At 72.1% G+C, this 17,415-nt stretch carries 18 protein-coding genes; 7 read left to right on the top strand and 11 right to left on the bottom strand.

The annotated features are described in order from the left end of the window. Window positions 1–5 precede the first annotated feature (5 nt). Window positions 6–1,259, top strand: coding sequence for a fatty acid desaturase family protein (locus ACYU8V_RS16715; RefSeq protein ID WP_460848953.1), 1,254 nt, complete (start codon window positions 6–8; stop codon window positions 1,257–1,259). A 73-nt stretch (window positions 1,260–1,332) separates the two neighbouring features. After that, the gene (locus ACYU8V_RS16710) at window positions 1,333–2,127 is read left to right on the top strand and encodes a crotonase/enoyl-CoA hydratase family protein (RefSeq protein ID WP_460848952.1); all 795 of its coding nucleotides are present in this window, start codon (window positions 1,333–1,335) and stop codon (window positions 2,125–2,127) included. A 9-nt stretch (window positions 2,128–2,136) separates the two neighbouring features. On the opposite strand, the gene ACYU8V_RS16705 is transcribed toward ACYU8V_RS16710, so the two are convergent. The 5 genes from ACYU8V_RS16705 to ACYU8V_RS16685 all read right to left on the bottom strand — a co-directional run bounded on the left by ACYU8V_RS16705 (window position 2,137) and on the right by ACYU8V_RS16685 (window position 8,905). Continuing rightward, window positions 2,137–3,882 carry a hypothetical protein gene (locus ACYU8V_RS16705; protein ID WP_460848950.1) on the bottom strand — a complete coding sequence of 582 codons (1,746 nt, stop codon included), beginning with the start codon at window positions 3,880–3,882 and terminating at the stop codon, window positions 2,137–2,139. 137 nt (window positions 3,883–4,019) lie between these two features. Next, window positions 4,020–4,943 carry an oxidoreductase gene (locus ACYU8V_RS16700; RefSeq protein ID WP_460848948.1) on the bottom strand — a complete coding sequence of 308 codons (924 nt, stop codon included), beginning with the start codon at window positions 4,941–4,943 and terminating at the stop codon, window positions 4,020–4,022. Continuing rightward, window positions 4,940–5,761: a maleylpyruvate isomerase family mycothiol-dependent enzyme gene (locus ACYU8V_RS16695; protein WP_460848946.1), complete on the bottom strand. Its 822-nt coding sequence runs from the start codon at window positions 5,759–5,761 to the stop codon at window positions 4,940–4,942. The genes ACYU8V_RS16700 and ACYU8V_RS16695 overlap by 4 nt, the downstream gene beginning before the upstream one ends. 27 nt (window positions 5,762–5,788) lie before the next feature. Further along, on the bottom strand, window positions 5,789–6,850 hold the full coding sequence (locus ACYU8V_RS16690) for a family 43 glycosylhydrolase (RefSeq protein ID WP_460848945.1): 1,062 nt from the start codon (window positions 6,848–6,850) through the stop codon (window positions 5,789–5,791). Between the two features lie 168 nt (window positions 6,851–7,018). Further along, a complete protein-coding gene (locus ACYU8V_RS16685; RefSeq protein WP_460848944.1) occupies window positions 7,019–8,905 on the bottom strand; it encodes an acyl-CoA dehydrogenase in 1,887 nt (628 codons plus the stop codon). A 172-nt stretch (window positions 8,906–9,077) separates the two neighbouring features. Here ACYU8V_RS16685 and ACYU8V_RS16680 point away from each other — a divergent pair, with 172 nt between their 5' ends. Further along, window positions 9,078–9,536: an RrF2 family transcriptional regulator gene (locus ACYU8V_RS16680; protein ID WP_460848943.1), complete on the top strand. Its 459-nt coding sequence runs from the start codon at window positions 9,078–9,080 to the stop codon at window positions 9,534–9,536. 168 nt (window positions 9,537–9,704) lie between these two features. Next, window positions 9,705–12,329, top strand: coding sequence for a hypothetical protein (locus tag ACYU8V_RS16675; RefSeq protein WP_460848941.1), 2,625 nt, complete (start codon window positions 9,705–9,707; stop codon window positions 12,327–12,329). Here the strand turns inward: ACYU8V_RS16675 and ACYU8V_RS16670 are convergent. After that, window positions 12,316–12,990 carry a hypothetical protein gene (locus tag ACYU8V_RS16670; protein ID WP_460848940.1) on the bottom strand — a complete coding sequence of 225 codons (675 nt, stop codon included), beginning with the start codon at window positions 12,988–12,990 and terminating at the stop codon, window positions 12,316–12,318. The genes ACYU8V_RS16675 and ACYU8V_RS16670 overlap by 14 nt on opposite strands. 137 nt (window positions 12,991–13,127) lie before the next feature. Between ACYU8V_RS16670 and ACYU8V_RS16665 the strand changes: the two genes are divergently transcribed. Further along, window positions 13,128–13,580 carry a nuclear transport factor 2 family protein gene (locus ACYU8V_RS16665; RefSeq protein ID WP_460848939.1) on the top strand — a complete coding sequence of 151 codons (453 nt, stop codon included), beginning with the start codon at window positions 13,128–13,130 and terminating at the stop codon, window positions 13,578–13,580. A gap of 2 nt (window positions 13,581–13,582) precedes the next feature. On the opposite strand, the gene ACYU8V_RS16660 is transcribed toward ACYU8V_RS16665, so the two are convergent. Beyond that, the gene (locus ACYU8V_RS16660; protein ID WP_460848937.1) at window positions 13,583–14,347 is read right to left on the bottom strand and encodes a helix-turn-helix domain-containing protein; all 765 of its coding nucleotides are present in this window, start codon (window positions 14,345–14,347) and stop codon (window positions 13,583–13,585) included. An 84-nt stretch (window positions 14,348–14,431) separates the two neighbouring features. Between ACYU8V_RS16660 and ACYU8V_RS16655 the strand changes: the two genes are divergently transcribed. Then, window positions 14,432–15,223 carry a class I SAM-dependent methyltransferase gene (locus ACYU8V_RS16655; protein ID WP_460848935.1) on the top strand — a complete coding sequence of 264 codons (792 nt, stop codon included), beginning with the start codon at window positions 14,432–14,434 and terminating at the stop codon, window positions 15,221–15,223. A gap of 34 nt (window positions 15,224–15,257) precedes the next feature. Further along, window positions 15,258–15,746, top strand: a complete 489-nt coding sequence (locus ACYU8V_RS16650; protein ID WP_460848934.1) for an FBP domain-containing protein — start codon at window positions 15,258–15,260, stop codon at window positions 15,744–15,746. A 7-nt stretch (window positions 15,747–15,753) separates the two neighbouring features. Here ACYU8V_RS16650 and ACYU8V_RS16645 read toward each other — a convergent pair whose 3' ends face one another. The 4 genes from ACYU8V_RS16645 to ACYU8V_RS16630 form a co-directional block, all read right to left on the bottom strand. Beyond that, window positions 15,754–16,389 (bottom strand): DUF2461 domain-containing protein, encoded by a 636-nt coding sequence (locus ACYU8V_RS16645; protein ID WP_460848933.1) that lies wholly within the window; start codon window positions 16,387–16,389, stop codon window positions 15,754–15,756. A 27-nt stretch (window positions 16,390–16,416) separates the two neighbouring features. Beyond that, window positions 16,417–16,689 carry a hypothetical protein gene (locus ACYU8V_RS16640; protein WP_460848931.1) on the bottom strand — a complete coding sequence of 91 codons (273 nt, stop codon included), beginning with the start codon at window positions 16,687–16,689 and terminating at the stop codon, window positions 16,417–16,419. A gap of 215 nt (window positions 16,690–16,904) precedes the next feature. After that, window positions 16,905–17,051 carry a hypothetical protein gene (locus tag ACYU8V_RS16635; protein ID WP_460848929.1) on the bottom strand — a complete coding sequence of 49 codons (147 nt, stop codon included), beginning with the start codon at window positions 17,049–17,051 and terminating at the stop codon, window positions 16,905–16,907. 10 nt (window positions 17,052–17,061) lie between these two features. Beyond that, a complete protein-coding gene (locus ACYU8V_RS16630) occupies window positions 17,062–17,334 on the bottom strand; it encodes a DUF4242 domain-containing protein (RefSeq protein ID WP_460848928.1) in 273 nt (90 codons plus the stop codon). Between the last annotated feature and the right edge of the window lie 81 nt (window positions 17,335–17,415).

Raw genomic sequence — 17,415 nt, 5'->3', positions numbered from 1 at the left:
TCTGCATGACCACCGTGACCCAGAAGGCCGACAACCCGATCGCCCACCTCACCGAGGACGACATCGCCGAGATCGGCCGCCGCCTCGACGCCATCCGCCAGTCGGTCATCGACACCCGCGGCGAGAAGGACGCGGCGTACATCCGCACGATGGTCGACCGCCAGCGCAAGCTGGAGCTCGGCTCGCGCGCGGTGCTGCTGTTCTCGATCTTCCCGCCGGCGTGGGTGCTCGGCACCGCCGGCCTGACGGTGGCCAAGATCCTGGAGAACATGGAGATCGGCCACAACGTCATGCACGGCCAGTGGGACTGGATGCGCGACCCGAAGATCCACTCCACCACCTGGGAGTGGGACAACGCGACGCCGGCCGAGGCCTGGAAGCACTCGCACAACCAGGTCCACCACACCTACACCAACATCGTCGGCAAGGACAACGACCTCGGCTACGGCATCATGCGCGTGGACGAGGAGCAGCGCTGGTACCCGATGTTCCTGGCCCAGCCGCTGTGGAACTTCATCAACGCCTGCTTCTTCGAGTACGGCATCGCGGCGTACGACCTCGAGCTCGGCCGCAACCTCTCCCTGCCCAAGGACAAGCGCCCGGAGTCCTTCCGGACCAACGTCAAGGCGACCCTGCGCAAGATCCGCAAGCAGGCCACCAAGGACTACGTCGTCAACCCGCTGCTCGCGCTCCCGACCGGCTCGGCCCTGCCGGCCCTCGCCGCGAACTTCGTCGCCAACCTCGGCCGCAACCTGTGGTCGCACTCGGTGATCATGTGCGGCCACTTCCCCGAGGGCGTCGAGACCTTCGAGAAGGCGGCGCTGCCGGAGAAGGAGACCCGCGGCGAGTGGTACGTCCGCCAGATGCTCGGCTCGGCCAACATCTCCGGCTCCAAGGCGATGCACACGATGAGCGGCAACCTGAGCCACCAGATCGAGCACCACCTGTTCCCCGACCTGCCCAGCAACCGGTACGCCGAGGTGGCGCCCCAGGTCCGCGAGGTCTTCGACGACTACGGCCTGACCTACCTGGCCCGGCCGCTCCCGCAGCAGGTGTACAGCGCCTGGCACAAGGTCGTGCGGCTGTCCTTCCCGAACGGCTGGCTCGAGACCACCCGCGCCACCAACCTCCCGAGCCAGCTCACGCTGCTCGCGAAGATCGCGCGCGCGGACAAGAAGACCCGGCGTCGCCTCCTCGCCGAGCTCGAGGCGCGTGCCGCCGACACCGGCGCCGAGGCGTCCGAGCTCGTCCCCGCCTGACAGCCCGGTCGTCAGGTTGAGCGGTGCGGATAGTGAGCCGCCCAACCTGACGACCCGGCATAGCATGGCGCCCATGAGCAACGTGACCTGCGAGATCGTCGACGGCATCGCCCAGGTCCGGTTGAACCGGCCGGACAAGCTGAACGCGCTGACCCTCGGCATCCTCGACGAGCTCGTCGACACGGGTCGCACGCTGGCCAAGGACAAGGATCTCCGGGCCGTGGTGATCGCGGGCGAGGGCGACGCGTTCTGCGCCGGCCTGGACTTCGCGTCGGTGATGCGCGACCCGGCCGGGGTGGCCAAGGCCTTCGTCCCCCGCCCCTGGCGCGGCACGAACACCTTCCAGGAGGCGCCCTGGACGTTCCGCCGGATCCCGGTCCCGGTGATCGCGGCCGTCCACGGCCACTGCCTCGGCGGCGGGCTGCAGATCGCGCTGGCCGCCGACTTCCGGATCGCCACCCCCGACTCGCGGTGGTCGGTGCTCGAGGGCAAGTGGGGCCTCATCCCGGACATGTCGGGCATCCAGGCGCTCAAGGAGGTCGTGGGGATCGACCGGGCGAAGCTGCTCACCATGACCGCCGAGGTCTTCGACGGCTCCCAGGCCCGCGAGCTCGGCCTGGTCACCGACCTCTCCGTGGATCCGCTCGCCTCCGCCAACGCCCTGGCCCGCAAGCTGTCCGCCAAGTCGCCGGACGCCCTCGCAGCGGCCAAGCGGCTGTTCAACGACACCTGGACCGCCAGCCCCCGCAAGACGTTCGCCCGCGAGCGCCTGGAGCAGGCCTTCCTGCTCGCCGCCCGCAACACCAGGGCCGCCCGCGAGGCCGCCTTCAAGAAGGCCGAGCCGGTCTTCGGGCCGCGGGGGCGCTGACCCCCACCCTCACGGCGTACGACGGACGCGGCGCGGCACCAGCAGGGCCCACACCGCGATCCAGGCGGCCGCCGCGTGCAGCAGCCAGTGCGCCGGCAGGGCCAGGGCGCCCAGGGCCACGCGCCATCCCCGGTGCTGCAGCATGAGCGCCGCCACGATGATGACGAACGCCGAGAGCAGCATCGCCGTCATCGCCAGCGCGACCCAGGCGACCGGGGCGGCGCCCGAGGCGTCGAGGGTGCGTCCGCGCACCGACTCGACCAGCGCCCCGCCCAGCACGACGGGGTAGGCGAGGAACATGACGACCGCGCCCAGGCGCCGGGTCGCAGCGTCGGTACGCCGGGGGTGGCCCGCCTCCACCATGACCTGTGCCAGCCGCTCGGCGCGCGCGTGCAGCCACCCGCGTGTCGTCGGGCTGGCTCCCCGCTGCGAGTGGGAGTCGAGCACCTCGATCCGGGGCGGCCGCACACCGGGATCGCGGGCCTGCGTCCCGTGGACCAGGAGCCCGAAGCCACCGCGCCGGCGCAGCAGGTTCGTGTTGAAGTGCACCGAGGTCACGTCCGAGGAGCGCACGGGTCCGGGGCGGTCCGCCCACGCGCTGTCCACGGGCAGCACCTGGTCGACGGCGGCGAGCAGGTCCAGGACCGTCCGGCCGCCGGGGCCCGTGCGCTCGCCCACCCGCAGCCCGACCAGCGGGGCGCCGTACGCCCGGCCGTCGATCCGGGCGACGAGGTCCGCCTCGAAGGCCTCCACGGCCCGGCGCAGCTGGTCGGGAGCCGGCCGCTCGTCCTGGTCGTAGGCCACGACGTACCGTCCCCGGGCCAGCGCCAGCGCGTGGTCGCACGCACGGACCACGTCGAGGAAGTCGCCGTCGGACACCTTGGCGACCCGCAGCCAGCCGCGCGGCGGGCGCGTCCGCAGCTCCTCGCGCATCGCGTGGTCGCCCTCGGCGACCACCAGGATCGCGTCCACCCGGTCGCGCGGGTAGTCGATCTGCCGGAAGTTGCCGAACATCTCCTCCAGGCCCGCGGCGCCACCGGCGACCCGCACGATGACGCTGTAGAGCGGCAGGGTCCCGTCCTGGTCATCGGGCGCATCGGGGTCGCCGGCCGCGGCCGGGCCGGGGCGGCGCTCACGCTGCTCGGCCATCACCAGGGACACGAACCCACCCGTCCACTGCGCCGCGCCGCCCAGCACGAACGCCAGGCAGCCCACCAGGACCACCGCGACCAGGGGACGCACCGGCATCAGCACCGCGGCCGCCAACGACATCGCCGCGCCCGCGGCCGCCAGCGCTGCGTGGAACGGCCACACCCGCGGCTCGGCGGTGGCGCGCGTCCGGGAGCCGATCCGGCGACGGCGCTCACCGAGTGCGACGGTGTCGATCTCGGCGCGGCTGCACGCCATGAACTCGACATCCAGGTTCGGGAAGCGGTCCAGCACCTCGGCCACCACGAGTGCGTCGGGGCGGACGCAGGAGGCCACGACGACGGTCTTGTCGTCGGTCACCTCGCAGGCCAGCCAGCCCAGCTCGGCCGCCTCCTCGACGTCCAGCTCGGCCAGGAGCTCCGCCGCCGGCGGCTCGGCCAGCAGGTCGCGGCGGTTCAGCTCCCAGGCCTCCGCCAGCGCCTCGTGGAAGTCGGCCGAGGAGATGGCACCATCGGCGATGAGGTGCTCGCCGACGTACCCACCCTCGCGCGCCTGCCGGGCCAGCGCCCGCGCGAGCTGCTCGGGCGTGATGAGGCCTGCGGCCACCAAGCGGCTGCCGATGGGTACGACAATTGCCACGGCTCCCCCAGACCTATCCGTTCCCACCCCTACGGACCCGAGCCGCTCCCTGCGATCAGGATAGGTCGTTCGGCCTCCTTCGGCAGCAGGTTCGAAGAAGGTGCTCAGGGGTAGGCGACGCCGGTCGTCCGCTCGCTGATCTCCCACAGCCTCCGGGCCGCGGAGGCGTCGCGCGCCATCCGGCTGCGGCCCACCACCGTGGGCGGACCGGCCAGCTGCCCCGGACCGCTCGGCCCGCAGTAGGTGTCGCCCGGGAGGTCCGCGGTGGCGGCCATCAGCGTGGGCCAGGCACCGGCCTCGGCCGACTGGGAGATCGCCCGGTTGGCGGCGTCGAAGAGGGTGGCGATCCCACCGGTGGAGCGCCCGAACCGCCCGTTGGAGACCAGGTGCGTGCCGGCGTACCCGGGGTGCGCGGCGAGCGCCTTCACCGGCATCCCGGCGGCACGCAGGCGGCGCTCCAGCTCGCTGACGAACAGCAGGTTCGCCAGCTTGCTCTGGCCGTACACGGGCCAGCGCAGGTAGTGGCCCTGCTGCTTCGTCGGATCGCCCAGCGGCGGCCTCGGCGCGGTGCGGTGCATCTGCGAGGCCAGGTTGACCACCCGCCCGTCGCCGCTCTCGACCAGCTGCGGGAGCAGCAGCCCGGTGAGCAGGAACGGCCCGAAGTGGTTCGTCGCCATCTGCAGCTCGAGGCCGTCGGCGGTGCGGGAGTACGGCGTCGCCATCACGCCGGCGTTGTTGACGAGCAGGTGCACCGGCCCGTACGCCGCCGCCTGCTCCGCCGCGGACCGGACCGCGCCCAGGTCGGACACGTCGAGGGTCAGCTCCTCGAGCGCGGCGCCGGGGACGGCGGCCCGGATGTCGTCGGCGGCCTCCGCGACCTTGGTCGGGTTCCGGCCGGCGAGCACGACGCGGGCGCCCTTCGCGGCCAGCTCGCGGGCGGTGAAGTAGCCCAGGCCGCCGGCCGTCGGGCCGGTCACGATCGCCGTCCGACCGGTGAGGTCGGGGATCTGCGCGGTCGTCCAGGTCATGGCGTGGTCGCGATCTTCGCGAGGATCTGCTGCGCCAGTGCGGCATCGCCCTCGATGCTCACTGCCGTCGCGTCCACCGGCCGTCGACCGCCGGCACCCACGATGAACGTCTCGCGGTCCATCGCCAGGCGCACCGTCGGCGAGTCCGGCTCCTCCGCGACGCGTCGGCCGCGGCCGGACCCGTCGACCTCGACGGCCACGACCGGCGACCCCTCGACGGCCAGGACCGCCGTCGTGCCGGGAGGCGCACCGACGCGCTTCCCGACGACGAACCCGAAGCCCTCGGACAGGTAGTCGGCGGTGTGCTGCGCGCCGGGCGAGTCCATCCCACCCGCGCGGCCGACGGCGCGGCGTACGTCCTGCTCGTGCATCCACACGTCCAGCGGACGGTTGCGCAGCAGCGTCGCCCAGGTCCAGCCGATCGCCCCGAACAGCCCGTCGGCGGGCTGGGCGGGGTCGACGTCGAGGGCGGCCAGCTGCTCACGGCGTACGGCGGTGTCGCGGCGGATCGCCGCCACCAGCTCGGCCGGCGCGACGTCGCGGCGGCCGATGACGCCCTGCTCGGTGAAGACCGACATCTGCGAGCGGACGTGGCCGGGGTGGCCCACCTCGACGCCCGTCACCTCGTCATGCGCACCGCCGGCAGCCACGTGCTCCAGGTGTGCGGTGTGCGCGACCACGTCGTGCACCGTCCAGCCGGGCAGGTCGGTCGCCGCCGACCACTCCGCATCGGGGAGGTCGTCGAGCAGTGCGGTGAGGTCGGCGATCGACCGCCACCAGGTGTCGACGTACTGGGCGTAGGGCTCGGGCGCGCTCACGGGCCGATTCAAGCACTCCCGGCCGCGTCAGCGGCCCGCGTACCCGTGGATGGTCGGCCGCCCGTGCCGCCAGCGCAGCCGAGCGGCGTACATGGCGCGGCGCGAGCCGCGGCCGGCGTACCGGCTCGAGCGCAGTGGCTGGCCGGTGCCCCGGCGTACCCAGCCGTGGAAGTAGACGGTCTGGCGGTGCCGCGGCCCGGCGACGTCCGCGCCGCCCGGGCCGCACAGGCCGTGCGTGGAGCGCCGGGTCAGCAGGGTGTGCCCGGATCCGCCCCAGCTGCGCAGCAGCCGCGAGGCGCGCCACATCTCGTGGTAGCCGCAGCTCGACCAGACGCCCTCGGAGGTGAACAGGTAGTAGTGCCGCCCGCGCCGCACCATCGCCGGGTTCTCCACGATGCCGCCGGACCTCACCAGGGCGACGCTGTGCGTGTGGGGCCGCCGCGCGAGCCCGCCGCGGGCGAGCGGCACGATCCGGATCGTCGAGGGCCGCCCGGCGGTCTTGTAGAGCAGGTAGGAGCGGCCCCGCCGATCGCGGAAGTACGACGGGTCGATGACCCCGCGTCGCGGCAGGTGCCGGGCGACGCGAGCCAGGTCGTAGGCCCGCGGCGCGTGCGCGCCGGCCTGGCAGACGAGGGGACGCCGGTCCGTCGGCTGGAAGCGTCCGTACGGCGAGCGCGAGATCGCCGTACCGATGCAGTGCGCGCCCGCGCCCAGGCCGCGGACCCGGGCGGCGAAGTACAGCACCCAATGGTGCCGCCCGATCCGTGCCAGGTCGGGCCCCCAGACCGGGCCCGGAGCGGCCCAGCGCGGGAGCCGGCGCAGCGCGTGCGACTCCCAGTGCCAGTGCCGGGCACCCCGCGCGAGGGTCCCCCGGACGACACCCTCCCCGGTCGCGACCATGATCCGCGCGGAGCCGACCGACACCACCGCGGGGTCGCCGAACGCGTGCCCCCGCAACACCGGCGCCGGCACGGCGGACCGCCGCGCGGAGTGTCGCCCGGAGCCCTCCGCGGGAGTGCCGAGCAGCAGGGAGCAACCGAGGACCAGCGCGACGACCACGGCGACGCTTCCGAGAATTCGAGACCACACGGCGGAGGACGCTAGGTGGCGATCGCGTCCCTGTCCGGCGAATGCGGCAAATCGCCTACCCCGTTCCCGGATCGTGTCCGAACGGACATTCCTGGCCACCCGCACCGACACAGCACGACGCCCGCCCGGAGGACCGGACGGGCGTCGTACGACGGACTCAGGAGCGGATCAGAACGCGGCCTCGTCCAGCTCCATCAGGCCCAGGTCGACGTTCTTGGCGATCGCGACCTCGGAGCTGATCTTCGGGAGCACGTTCGCGGCGAAGAACTTCGCGGCCGCGACCTTGCCCTCGTAGAACGACTTGTCGCTGCCGGTCGCGGTCGGCAGGGCCGCGAGCGCGACCTCCGCCTGGCGCAGCAGCAGCCACGAGACGACGACGTCACCGATCGCGAAGAGCACGCGGGTGGTGTTGAAGCCGACCTTGTAGATGTTGTTCAGCTCGTTCGCCGCCGACATCAGGTCGTTGATGACCAGGCCGACCAGCTCGCCGGCGTCGGCGAGGCCCTGGGCGAGCAGCTCGCGCTCGACCTTGAGCTCGGCGGAGCCGTTCTCGTCCTTGACGAAGCCGTCGATCTCGTTGGTGATGACGCCCAGCGACGCACCCTGGTCCTTGACGATCTTGCGGAACAGGAAGTCCATGCCCTGGATCGCGGTGGTGCCCTCGTAGAGGGTGTCGATCTTGGCGTCACGGACGTACTGCTCGATCGGGTACTCCTGCAGGAAGCCGGAGCCGCCCAGGGTCTGCAGCGACTCGGTGCCGAGCAGGGTCCAGGACTTCTCCGAGCCGTAGCCCTTGACGATCGGCAGCAGCAGGTCGTTGACGCCCTCGGCGACCTTGTAGTCCTCGCCGGCGGCCTTGGCGATCTGGATCTTGTCCTGCCAGGTGCCCGTGTAGGTCATCAGCGCGCGCATGCCCTCGGCGTACGCCTTCTGCGTCATCAGCGAGCGGCGGACGTCGGGGTGGTGCGTGATGGTGACGCGAGGGGCGTTCTTGTCCGAGGCCTGCGCGAGGTCGGGACCCTGGACGCGCTCCTTGGCGTACTCGAGGGCGTTGAGGTAGCCGGTCGACAGCGTCGCGATGGCCTTGGTGCCGACCATCATCCGGGCGTTCTCGATGACGTCGAACATCTGGCGGATGCCGTCGTGGACCTCGCCGAGCAGCCAGCCCTGCGCTGCCTCGCCGCCACCGATCTGCGGGTCGCCGAAGGTGACCTCGCACGTGTTGGAGACCTTGAGGCCCATCTTGTGCTCGACGTTGGTGACGTAGACGCCGTTGCGCTCGCCGGTCAGCTCACCGGTCTCGTGGTCGAAGTGGTACTTCGGGACCAGGAAGAGCGAGAGGCCCTTGGTGCCGGGGCCGCCGACACCCTCGACGCCCTTCGGGCGGGCGAGGACGAAGTGGATGATGTTCTCCTGCAGGTCCGACTCGGCGCTGGTGATGAAGCGCTTGACGCCGGAGATGTTCCAGGAGCCGTCCTCGTTGGGCGTGGCGAAGGTCTTGCCGGCGCCGACGTCGGAGCCCGCGTCGGGCTCGGTGAGCACCATCGTGGCGCCCCACATCTTCTCGACCATCAGCTCGGCGATGCGGATGTCGCGGGCCACGCCGTTGGCGTTCTTGTACGCGACCGAGGCGAAGAACGGGCCGGTGCAGAACATCCAGATCGGGGCGTGGGCGCCGAGGATCATCTCGCCCGAGGACCACACCAGGGAGGACGGGGCGGCGGTGCCGCCGATCTCCTCCGGGACGCCGAGGCCCCAGAAGCCGGCCTCGACCCACGCGTCGTAGGACTTCTTGAAGGCGGCGGGGACCGGGGCGGTGTTGGTCGCGGGGTCGAAGACCGGCGGGTTGCGGTCGGACTCGACGTACGACGCCGCGAGGTCCTCGCGGGACACGCGCTCGATCTCGGCGATGACCTCGCGAGCGGTCTCCTCGTCCATCTCCTCGAAGATGCCCTGGCCCAGGTACTCCTGGGTCCTGAACACCTCGAACAGGTTGAAGTAGATGTCGCGGAGGTTGCTCTTGTAGTGGCTCACGGCTTCGTGTTCCTCACTCATCGACCCCATCCCATGGGGGCTACTGGTCAGTAACTTAATGATACGAGTCCTGCTAACTCCAAGCAAGCGGGGATCGTCACACCGTGTCGCGCTCGTCGGGCGCCGCCGCGGACCGGCCCGGTCGTGCACTAGATCGACTGAACCGATCGAGAAATCTGACAGACTGGCCCCCATGCGAGTCTCCGCCAAGTCCGACTACGCGCTGCGCGCCCTGATCGAGATGGCGACCCGCGTGGATGGCCGTGCGGTCAGCGCCGAGGAGCTCGGCCGGCTGCAGGAGATCCCGCACGGCTTCCTCCAGGCGATCCTCGCCGACCTGCGTCGGGCGGGGGTGGTCATCTCCCAGCGCGGCCAGTCCGGCGGCTGGCGGATGGCCCGTCCGGCCTCCGACGTGTCGGTCGCCGACGTGATCCGCGCCGTCGACGGCCCCTTGGTCTCGGTCTACGGGCTGCGCCCCGAGGCGGTCAGCTACAACGACTCCGCCGAGGTCCTCCAGCACGTCTGGATCGCCGCCCGCAGCTCGCTGCGCGAGGTCTTCGAGCACGTCTCCATCCAGCAGCTCGCCGACGGAGCGCTGCCGGACGACGTCAAGGCGCGCACGCTCGACGACGACGCCTGGGCTCCGCACTGATACTTGCGCGAGCGCGCGCCGTCGTGTTCCGTAGATCGCTGAGTTTGTCCGGCGGCAAGCCTCAGGTGACGCCGTCGGCTGCCGAAGGGGGACCCATCGGCCATGCGTCTTGTATGACGCGCCGGTGGCATGGATGCGACCGGTCGGCCCCGCCAGGAAGGTGGCGCCGTGAAGGTTCGCCGGCTGCTCGTCCCCGTTGTTCTCGGAGTCCTGCTGGCCGGTGGTGGCCTCGCCGCCCCTCCCCGTGACGGGAGCCTGTCCGCCCGGTCCTCGGCGGCGGCGTGCGGCCCCGGCGACCAGTACGCCCTGGTCCTGGCCGGCGCCTGCGCCCACGAGGACGAGCCGCCTCCGGGCGTCGACCCGACCGTCCCGGTCTCCACCACCGAGCTGCGCGAGCGCGAGGGCGCCGGCCCGACGGCGTACGCCGTGGCGCAGGACCTGGGCGTGCCCGCTCCCGCGCAGGCGGCGGCGACCAGCCCACTGGTCGACTGCGACGGCGACGGTACGTCGGGCTACCGCATCCAGGCGATGTACGTCGTCGAGGCCGGCTCCACCAACCGCTTCGCCTCGATGCAGTCGACCTTCCAGCTGTGGGCGGCGGGCGTCGATGACGTCGTCAACCGGTCGGCGGCGCTGACCGGAGGCGTGCGCCACCTGCGCTACGTGACCGAGGCAGGCTCCGGCGGCTGTGTGGCGAAGGTGCTCAACGTGACCGTGCCGAGCGGCTCGCTGGCGTCCTTCAACGCCACCATCTCCGCGGTCCAGGCGCTCGGCTACACCGACCCGACCCGCAAATACCTGATGTGGACCGACGCGACCTCGCTGTGCGGCATCGCGAGCCTGTACCCGGGCGACGGCGCCGGCCAGGACAACCCCAACAACGGCTACTACGCCCAGTACGCCCGCATCGACTCGGGCTGCTGGGGCTTCGGGGACGGCTCCACCCAGCACTCCGTCGAGGCGCACGAGCTGATGCACATGCTCGGCGGCGTCCAGAACACCGCGCCGCACTCCACCCATGCCGGCCACTGCTGGGACGAGTCCGACACCATGTGCTACGCCGACGGCGGCAACCACGCGATGGTGCAGATCTGCACCCCCGAGCACGAGTACTTCTACGACTGCAACAGCGACGACTACTACTCGACGTTCCCGGACCCGGGCAGCTACCTCGACGGGCACTGGGACGCCGCGGACTCGCGCTTCCTGATCGGAGGCGGCGACGGCACCGGCGGCGGCACGGCCGGAGCGCCGACCGTCCTGGGCGCGACGATCTCGGTCAACAACCCCGCCGTACCTGGCCTGTCGACCCAGGCGTCGGTCGCTCCGAGCCTGCCCACCGGCCGCACCGTCACGACGGTGCAGTGGAAGTCGGCACGCGCGGACTGCGTCTTCAGCGCCCCGACCGCGCTGCAGACCGACGTGACCTGCAACGCCACGACCACGGCAGCGACGACGGTGACGGCGACGCTGACCGACTCGACCGGCGCGACCAAGATCGTCACCAGCCCGCTGACGTTCGCCACCGGGACCGTCCGTCCGGTGACGCTCGCCCTCGGCGCGGCCGGGCAGCAGCCGGCCGACGGCGGCAACGCCTCGGTGTGCACGGGAGCGCCCTTCGCGCTGCGGGCAACCGCGATCGACACCGCCAGCGGCGACCCGATCAAGGGGCTCACGACCGCCTTCACCAAGCAGCTCGCGACCGCCCTCACCCCGTCCGCGGCGGGGTCGGCCGCCACGAACGTCGAGGGCGCCTCGACGAGCACCCAGACGGCATCGGCGACGACCACCTACCGGACCACCAGCGCCGCGGGCACCGTGTACGCCGCCGGCGCGCCCGCCACGGTGGTCGCGGTCCCGACGACGTGCTCGACGGCTCTCACGGCGGGCATCGACAAGACGGCGACGTACTACGCCGACCCGGTCACCGTCTCGGGCCACCTCACCGCCAGCGCCTCCGGGACGGCGGTCGCGGCCTCCGGGGTGAAGCTGGCCGTCAAGCTGACGCCCGCGTCCGGGACGGCGCTGACCCTGGGCACCGCGACCACCACCGCGGACGGGAGCTACACGATCCTCACCAAGCCGACCTTGTCGGGCACGATCTCGGTCTCGCTCGCAGCCACGGCCGGGTACGCCGCCGCCACCGCCACCGCGGGTGCCGTGACCGTCACCCTTCCCGACACCGCGATCACGGGCGCCGTCGACCAGACCGACGTCGGCTACGGCAGCACGATCACGGTGACCGGCACCCTGCAGCGGGTCGCCGGCGCCACCACCACGCCGCTGGGCGGCAAGGCGGTCGGCATCTACGTCCGGCAGGCGAGCGGGACCACGCTGAAGATCGGCGGGGTGACCACGACGGCCACCGGCACCTACACCGCGAAGATCGCACTGAAGGCGACGGGCACGCTCTCGGTGGCGTTCGCCGGGGTGACCGGACAGCCGGCGGCCTCGGTCGAGGTCACGACCGTCACCGCGGGCACGTGGACGACCGCGCTCACCGCCTCGTCCTCGGCCTCCACGGTGATCGTCGGAGGCAGCGCCATCCTGTCCGGCACGGTCACGAAGACGTACGCCGGCACGACCCTGCCGGCCGGCACCGTACGGGTGTCGCTGTACTTCACCGCGACCGGGGGCACCCCCGTCCTGGTGAGCTCGGTGCTGTCGGCCTCGACGGGCACCTGGTCCGCACGGGTCTACCCGAAGGCGAGTGGCACGTGGACGGCCCGGGTGCTCGACGTGGCCGGGTACGCCGGCTCCTCGGCGACCCCGCTGTCGATCAGCCTGCCGTAGCGTCCGCGATGCGGAGGCGGCGCTTGAGCTTGCGCCGCTTCCGCTCGAGCTCGGCGACCCGGGCCTCGAGGGTGGCGTTGCGGCGGGCCAGCAGCTCGAGCTCGCGCCGGGCGTGCGCCAGCGAGTCGCACCGGGGAACGATCGGCGGCACGCCGTCGACCGGGAGGGACTTGGTGCCGAACCCGGCGAGGCGGCCGAGGGCCTGCCACGTGCAGCGGGGTCCGGCGCCGTCCACCTCGAGCACGTGGAGTCGCTCGGGGCGGCGTACCGCCCGGAGCCAGCGGTCGGCCACCTCGCCCTCGTCGTCCGCGCCGGCCGTGACGACGACATGGAGCTGGTGATCGGCGAAGGCCTCGGCGAGGTGGTCGATCCTCGGCTCGGTGGCCGCGGCCAGCATCGGCTGGCTGAAGATCAGGTGGGCCTTCGCCCTCGTGCCGCGGTGGACGAGGCGGGCCAGCTCCCCGTCGGTGCGGTCGAGCCCCCAGGCCGGCCCGTCGTCGAGGACCTCGACGGCCGCCCGGAAGGACTCGTCGGTCGTGTGCGCCAGCGACGCGAAGCCGAGCTCGCGCAGCGCCCGGCGGTGGTGGACCAGGGCGGGCTCGAGGATGTCCCCGGCCCCGGGGACCCCGACGTGGATCCAGGCCGCGCGCTTCTTCGGCATGGCTCCAGAGTGGCGGGCGGGGGTGAGCGCGGGGTGAATGCGAGGTGACCTGAACGGGCGGTTGTCGAGTGTTCGCGAGGGACGAGCGAACGTATCGAGACATAGAACTGGTTCTAGTTTCGCTCTACGATGAACGGGTGATCACCTCCGACGCCATCACCTGGAACGCACCGAACGACCCGCACCCCGCCCGTACGGCGTCGCAGCGCTCCTACTCCGCGGTGGCGAAGGGCGACCTCGCCGAGTGGCTCACGGTGTACGCCGAGGACGCCGTCCTCGAGGACCCCGTCGGCCCGTCGATGTTCGACCCGGAAGGCCGCGGGCACCACGGCCACGCGGGCATCAGCGCGTTCTGGGAGAAGGCGATCGCGCCCATCGACCGCTTCGAGTTCGAGATCACCGACTCCTTCGCGAACCCCGGCTCCCCCACCTGCGCCAACGTCGGCCGGATCCGCACGACCTTCCCCGACGGCTCGCACGCCACCACCGACCTGGTCATGGTCTACGTGGTCGGCGACGACGGCCGGGTGCTGTCGATGAAGGCGTTCTGGGAGCCGGACCGGACGATGGCCTCGTTCACGCCCGCCTGAGCTCAGGCGGGCAGCCAGAGGGTCATCCGCATCCGCTCGTCGGGGAGGTGGAGGACCTCGTACCGGCGGGCGACCTCGCTGCCGTCGGGGGCCGTCATGCGCTTGGTCGACGAGCGGCGGCGCTCGACGACGTGGCCGGCCCACCACTCGGCGAACAGCGGACTGCGACCGGACAGGTCGGCGACGAACGCCCGCAGCTGCGGCTCGTTGAGGTCGGCGGCGTTGGCCGCGCGCAGGTGGGCCACCGCGCCGCGGGCGATGTCCTCCCAGTCCAGGAAGATCGCGCGGGCGCGGGCGTCGGTGAGCAGGTAGCGACAGGTGTTCCGCTCCCCGGGCGGCAGGTCCGCGAGCCCCACGAAGATCGCCAGGCCCTCGGGGTTGGCGGCGACGACGTTGCTGAGCCGGTCCAGGACGTACGCCGGGTTCGGGCGGACCGCGTCGACGAGGGCCTCCATCCGGGCGACCACGTCGGGCTCGAGGTCGCCCGTCGGCGTACCGACCCCGGTGGCGCGGAGCCGGTGGAGGTGCTCGACCGCGTCCGGCTCCAGCCGCAGCACCTCGGCGAGGGCACGCACGACGGCGTCGCTGGGGTTCGTCTCGCGACCCTGCTCCAGGCGGGTGTAGTAGTCGACGCTGATGCCGGCGGCCGCGGCGACCTCCTCGCGGCGCAGGCCGCGCACCCGGCGTGCCCCCAGCGAGCGGCGGGGCGGCTCGAGGGCGGCGTCGGTGCGCCGCGCGCGCAGGAACGCGCCCAACTCGCTGACCATCGTCGCCTCCTCGAAGGTGGGTGCGGGACTCCTAGGAACCACGCGGTCTTCCCCGACCCGCTCCGCGGACCGAGGCTAGTGCCCATGGCCACCTACACACACGGGCACCACGAGTCGGTGCTGCGCTCACACCGCTGGCGTACCGCGGAGAACTCGGCGGCGTACCTGCTGCCGCACCTGCGCCCGACCGACACCCTGCTCGACGTCGGAGCCGGGCCGGGGACGATCACCGCCGACCTGGCCGGGCATGTCGCGGCGGTGACGGCCACGGAGGTCGGGCCGGCCGAGCTCGACCTGGCCCGGACCACCGCCGCGGAGCGGGGAGTCGCGAACATCGCCTTCGCGGAGGCCGACGTCCATACGCTCCACTTCGACGACGACACCTTCGACGTCGTGCACGCCCATCAGGTGCTGCAGCACGTCGGCGACCCGGTGCAGGCGCTGCGCGAGATGGCGCGCGTGACGAAACCGGGCGGGATCGTGGCGGCGCGGGACAGCGACTACGCGGCGTTCTGCTGGTTCCCGCGGATCCCCGAGCTGGACGAGTGGATGACCCTCTACCAGGTGGCGGCCCGGGCGAACGGCGGCGAGCCCGACGCCGGCCGCCGGATGCTGTCCTGGGCGCGGGCCGCGGGCCTCGAGGATGTCACCGCGACGTCGAGCACCTGGTGCTTCGCCACGCCCGCGGACCGCGAGTGGTGGGGCGGCATGTGGGAGAAGCGGATCCTGGAGTCGGCCATGGCTACCCAGGTCCTGGAGTCCGGGCTCGCCACCCGCTCCGACCTGGAGCGGATCAGCGCCGGCTGGCGTCGGTGGGTCGAGGAGCCGGACGGCTGGCTGTCGATCCTGCACGGCGAGATCCTGGTCCGGGTCTGAGGCCGGTACGCCGCCGGCCGGTAGCCTCGGCACGGTGTCCCCGCTGACCGAGGCCGAGATCCGGGCCTCCTTCGTGAACTGCTCGAAGGGCGAGGCGAAGCGCCTCAGCGTCCCGCGCGACCTGGCGGCCCAGCCGTGGGACGACCTGGACTTCCTGGGGTGGCGCGACCCCCAGGCGCGGGCGCGCGGCTACCTGGTCGCTCCCCATGAGGCGGGGCTGATCGGCGTCGTCCTCCGCGCTCCGGATGCGACGCCGGCGACGCGCAAGAACATCTGCTCGCTGTGCATCACGCTCCACCCGCGCGGGGGCGTCAGCCTGCTGGTCGCCCCGCGGTCCGGGAAGGCCGGCGCCAAGGGCGACTCGGTGGGCACCTACATCTGCGCCGACCTCCGCTGCTCGCTCTATGCCCGCAAGAAGCTCACCACCGGCACGGCCGCGATGCACGAGACGCTCGAGGTCGAGCAGCGGGTCGAGCGGCTGCGGGGCAACCTGGCCGACTTCCTGCGCCGGGTCGGCGGCTGACGACAGCTCAGATCTGGGTGTGCGTGGCGACCCACTCGACCAGCGGGCGGAGCCGGCGCCAGTCCTCGCGGACCCGGTCGAGTAGCTCGGCGGTGTGGACGACCGGCTCGAAGCCGTAGGACCGCATGCCCAGCACGGTCTTCATCTTGAGCAGCTCGATCCGCGGGTGGTCCTTGGCGTAGCCGCGGGGCGCGGTCTTGAGCCGCTCGCCGGTGACCTCGAAGCCGCCGCGGTCCAGGTCGCGCAGGATCCGCTCGAGGACCTTGGCCGTCTTCTCCTCGGCCATCGCGTCGCGGAGCGCGGAGAGCCGCTCCCCGCTCGCCTCGTAGATGCCGCCACCGACCCGGACCCCCGGAGCCGCGACCTCGACGTACCAACCGGTGGCCGGGCCGACGCCCACGAAGGCGCCCTGATGGGTCTTGTACGGCGTCTTGTCCTTCGCGAACCGCACGTCGCGGTAGGGCCGGAACACCTTCGCCGCGCCGAACTCCTGGGCGAGCGCATCGGTGAGCGCCACCATCGGTGCCTTGACGGCCTCGTCGTAGACGGCCTTGTGGGCGTCCCAGAACGACTTGGTGTTGTCGACCTCGAGGTCGTCATAGAAGTCGAGGGCGGCGACGGGGAAACCGGAGAAGTCACTCACGCCCTCGACCCTATTCCGGCGGGCCCGCTACCCGTCGCTGACCAGCAGCGCGGTGAGAGCGACGTAGTGATAGCTGGCCGAGCCCTGGTCGTTGCACTGCACGGAGAAGGTGTGCGCGCCCGGGGTCACGGCTGCGACGCCCTGCAGGTCGGCCGAGGACCACGAGACTCCGGTCGGCTTGTTGAACGGGATCCCGCTGCTCTCCACCTCGACGCCGTCGACGGCGAGGTGGCAGTACCCGCCGGCCGGGTTCGTCGCGGTGGTCTGGTTGGTGATGCTCGCGCGCCCGAGCAGGACCACCCGGGTCGCCTGGGTACCGCCATCACCACACTGGCGCAGCTCACGTACGACGTCGTGTCGGGGTCGCAGGTCTGGTAGATGGCCTGGCGGGCGGTGCCACCGAAGTAGGCGCTCACGGCGTGCGGCACCGAGCCCAGTGTGCTCTCGTTGATGTCGGCCCCGGTGAGGCTGTTGTCCTTGACCTTGGCCGATCCGACGGCGCCGGCGGCGAGGTCCTAGGTCTTGACCTGGCCGTCGGCGATGGAGCTGCTGACCACCGAGTTGCGCGGAGCGATGCGGCCCACGGCGTACGCCGTACCGCCCGACAGCGCGATGACGACGGCGAGCAGACCCGCCGACTGCGAGGCGAGGGCCTTCAGCACGCGCCGCATATCAGTGGAAGAAGTAGGGGTCGAGGACGGACACCTCGGTGATCCGGTCCACCGGCAGACCGTTGGTCTGCGCCGCAGCACGGATCGCATCGGGGGTGGGGCCGTCGTAGATGCAGAAGGTGGTGGTCTTGTCGGTGCTCACGTAGGAGTGCACCCAGGTGACGTCGTGGGCGAGGTTGCCGCCGACCACGGTGCTGCAGGTCGCGGCACCGTCGTCGTTCGCCGGGATGGCCAGGCCGTCGGGGAACGTGCGCTGAACGAGGTAACGAGGCATCGGAAGGTTCCTTTCTTGGTAGGTGTGATGAGCCTCGTCGGGCCACGCGCTGCCCACATGGGGCGCCGGTCCCTATCTTCG

The organism is Nocardioides ultimimeridianus, from assembly GCF_054777895.1.
Note: the sequence above shows the minus strand (reverse complement) of the source record. Positions and strands in the feature narration are given on the sequence as shown.

What these genes read in the sequence shown, in the direction of transcription:
- ACYU8V_RS16715 (WP_460848953.1), top strand. Translation starts at nt 6, where the DNA reads ATGACCACCGTGACCCAGAAGGCCGACAACCCGATCGCCCACCTCACC.
- ACYU8V_RS16710 (WP_460848952.1), top strand. Translation starts at nt 1,333, where the DNA reads ATGAGCAACGTGACCTGCGAGATCGTCGACGGCATCGCCCAGGTCCGG.
- ACYU8V_RS16700 (WP_460848948.1), bottom strand. Translation starts at nt 4,943, where the DNA reads ATGACCTGGACGACCGCGCAGATCCCCGACCTCACCGGTCGGACGGCG.
- ACYU8V_RS16685 (WP_460848944.1), bottom strand. Translation starts at nt 8,905, where the DNA reads ATGAGTGAGGAACACGAAGCCGTGAGCCACTACAAGAGCAACCTCCGC.
- ACYU8V_RS16680 (WP_460848943.1), top strand. Translation starts at nt 9,078, where the DNA reads ATGCGAGTCTCCGCCAAGTCCGACTACGCGCTGCGCGCCCTGATCGAG.
- ACYU8V_RS16670 (WP_460848940.1), bottom strand. Translation starts at nt 12,990, where the DNA reads ATGCCGAAGAAGCGCGCGGCCTGGATCCACGTCGGGGTCCCCGGGGCC.
- ACYU8V_RS16660 (WP_460848937.1), bottom strand. Translation starts at nt 14,347, where the DNA reads ATGGTCAGCGAGTTGGGCGCGTTCCTGCGCGCGCGGCGCACCGACGCC.
- ACYU8V_RS16655 (WP_460848935.1), top strand. Translation starts at nt 14,432, where the DNA reads ATGGCCACCTACACACACGGGCACCACGAGTCGGTGCTGCGCTCACAC.
- ACYU8V_RS16630 (WP_460848928.1), bottom strand. Translation starts at nt 17,334, where the DNA reads ATGCCTCGTTACCTCGTTCAGCGCACGTTCCCCGACGGCCTGGCCATC.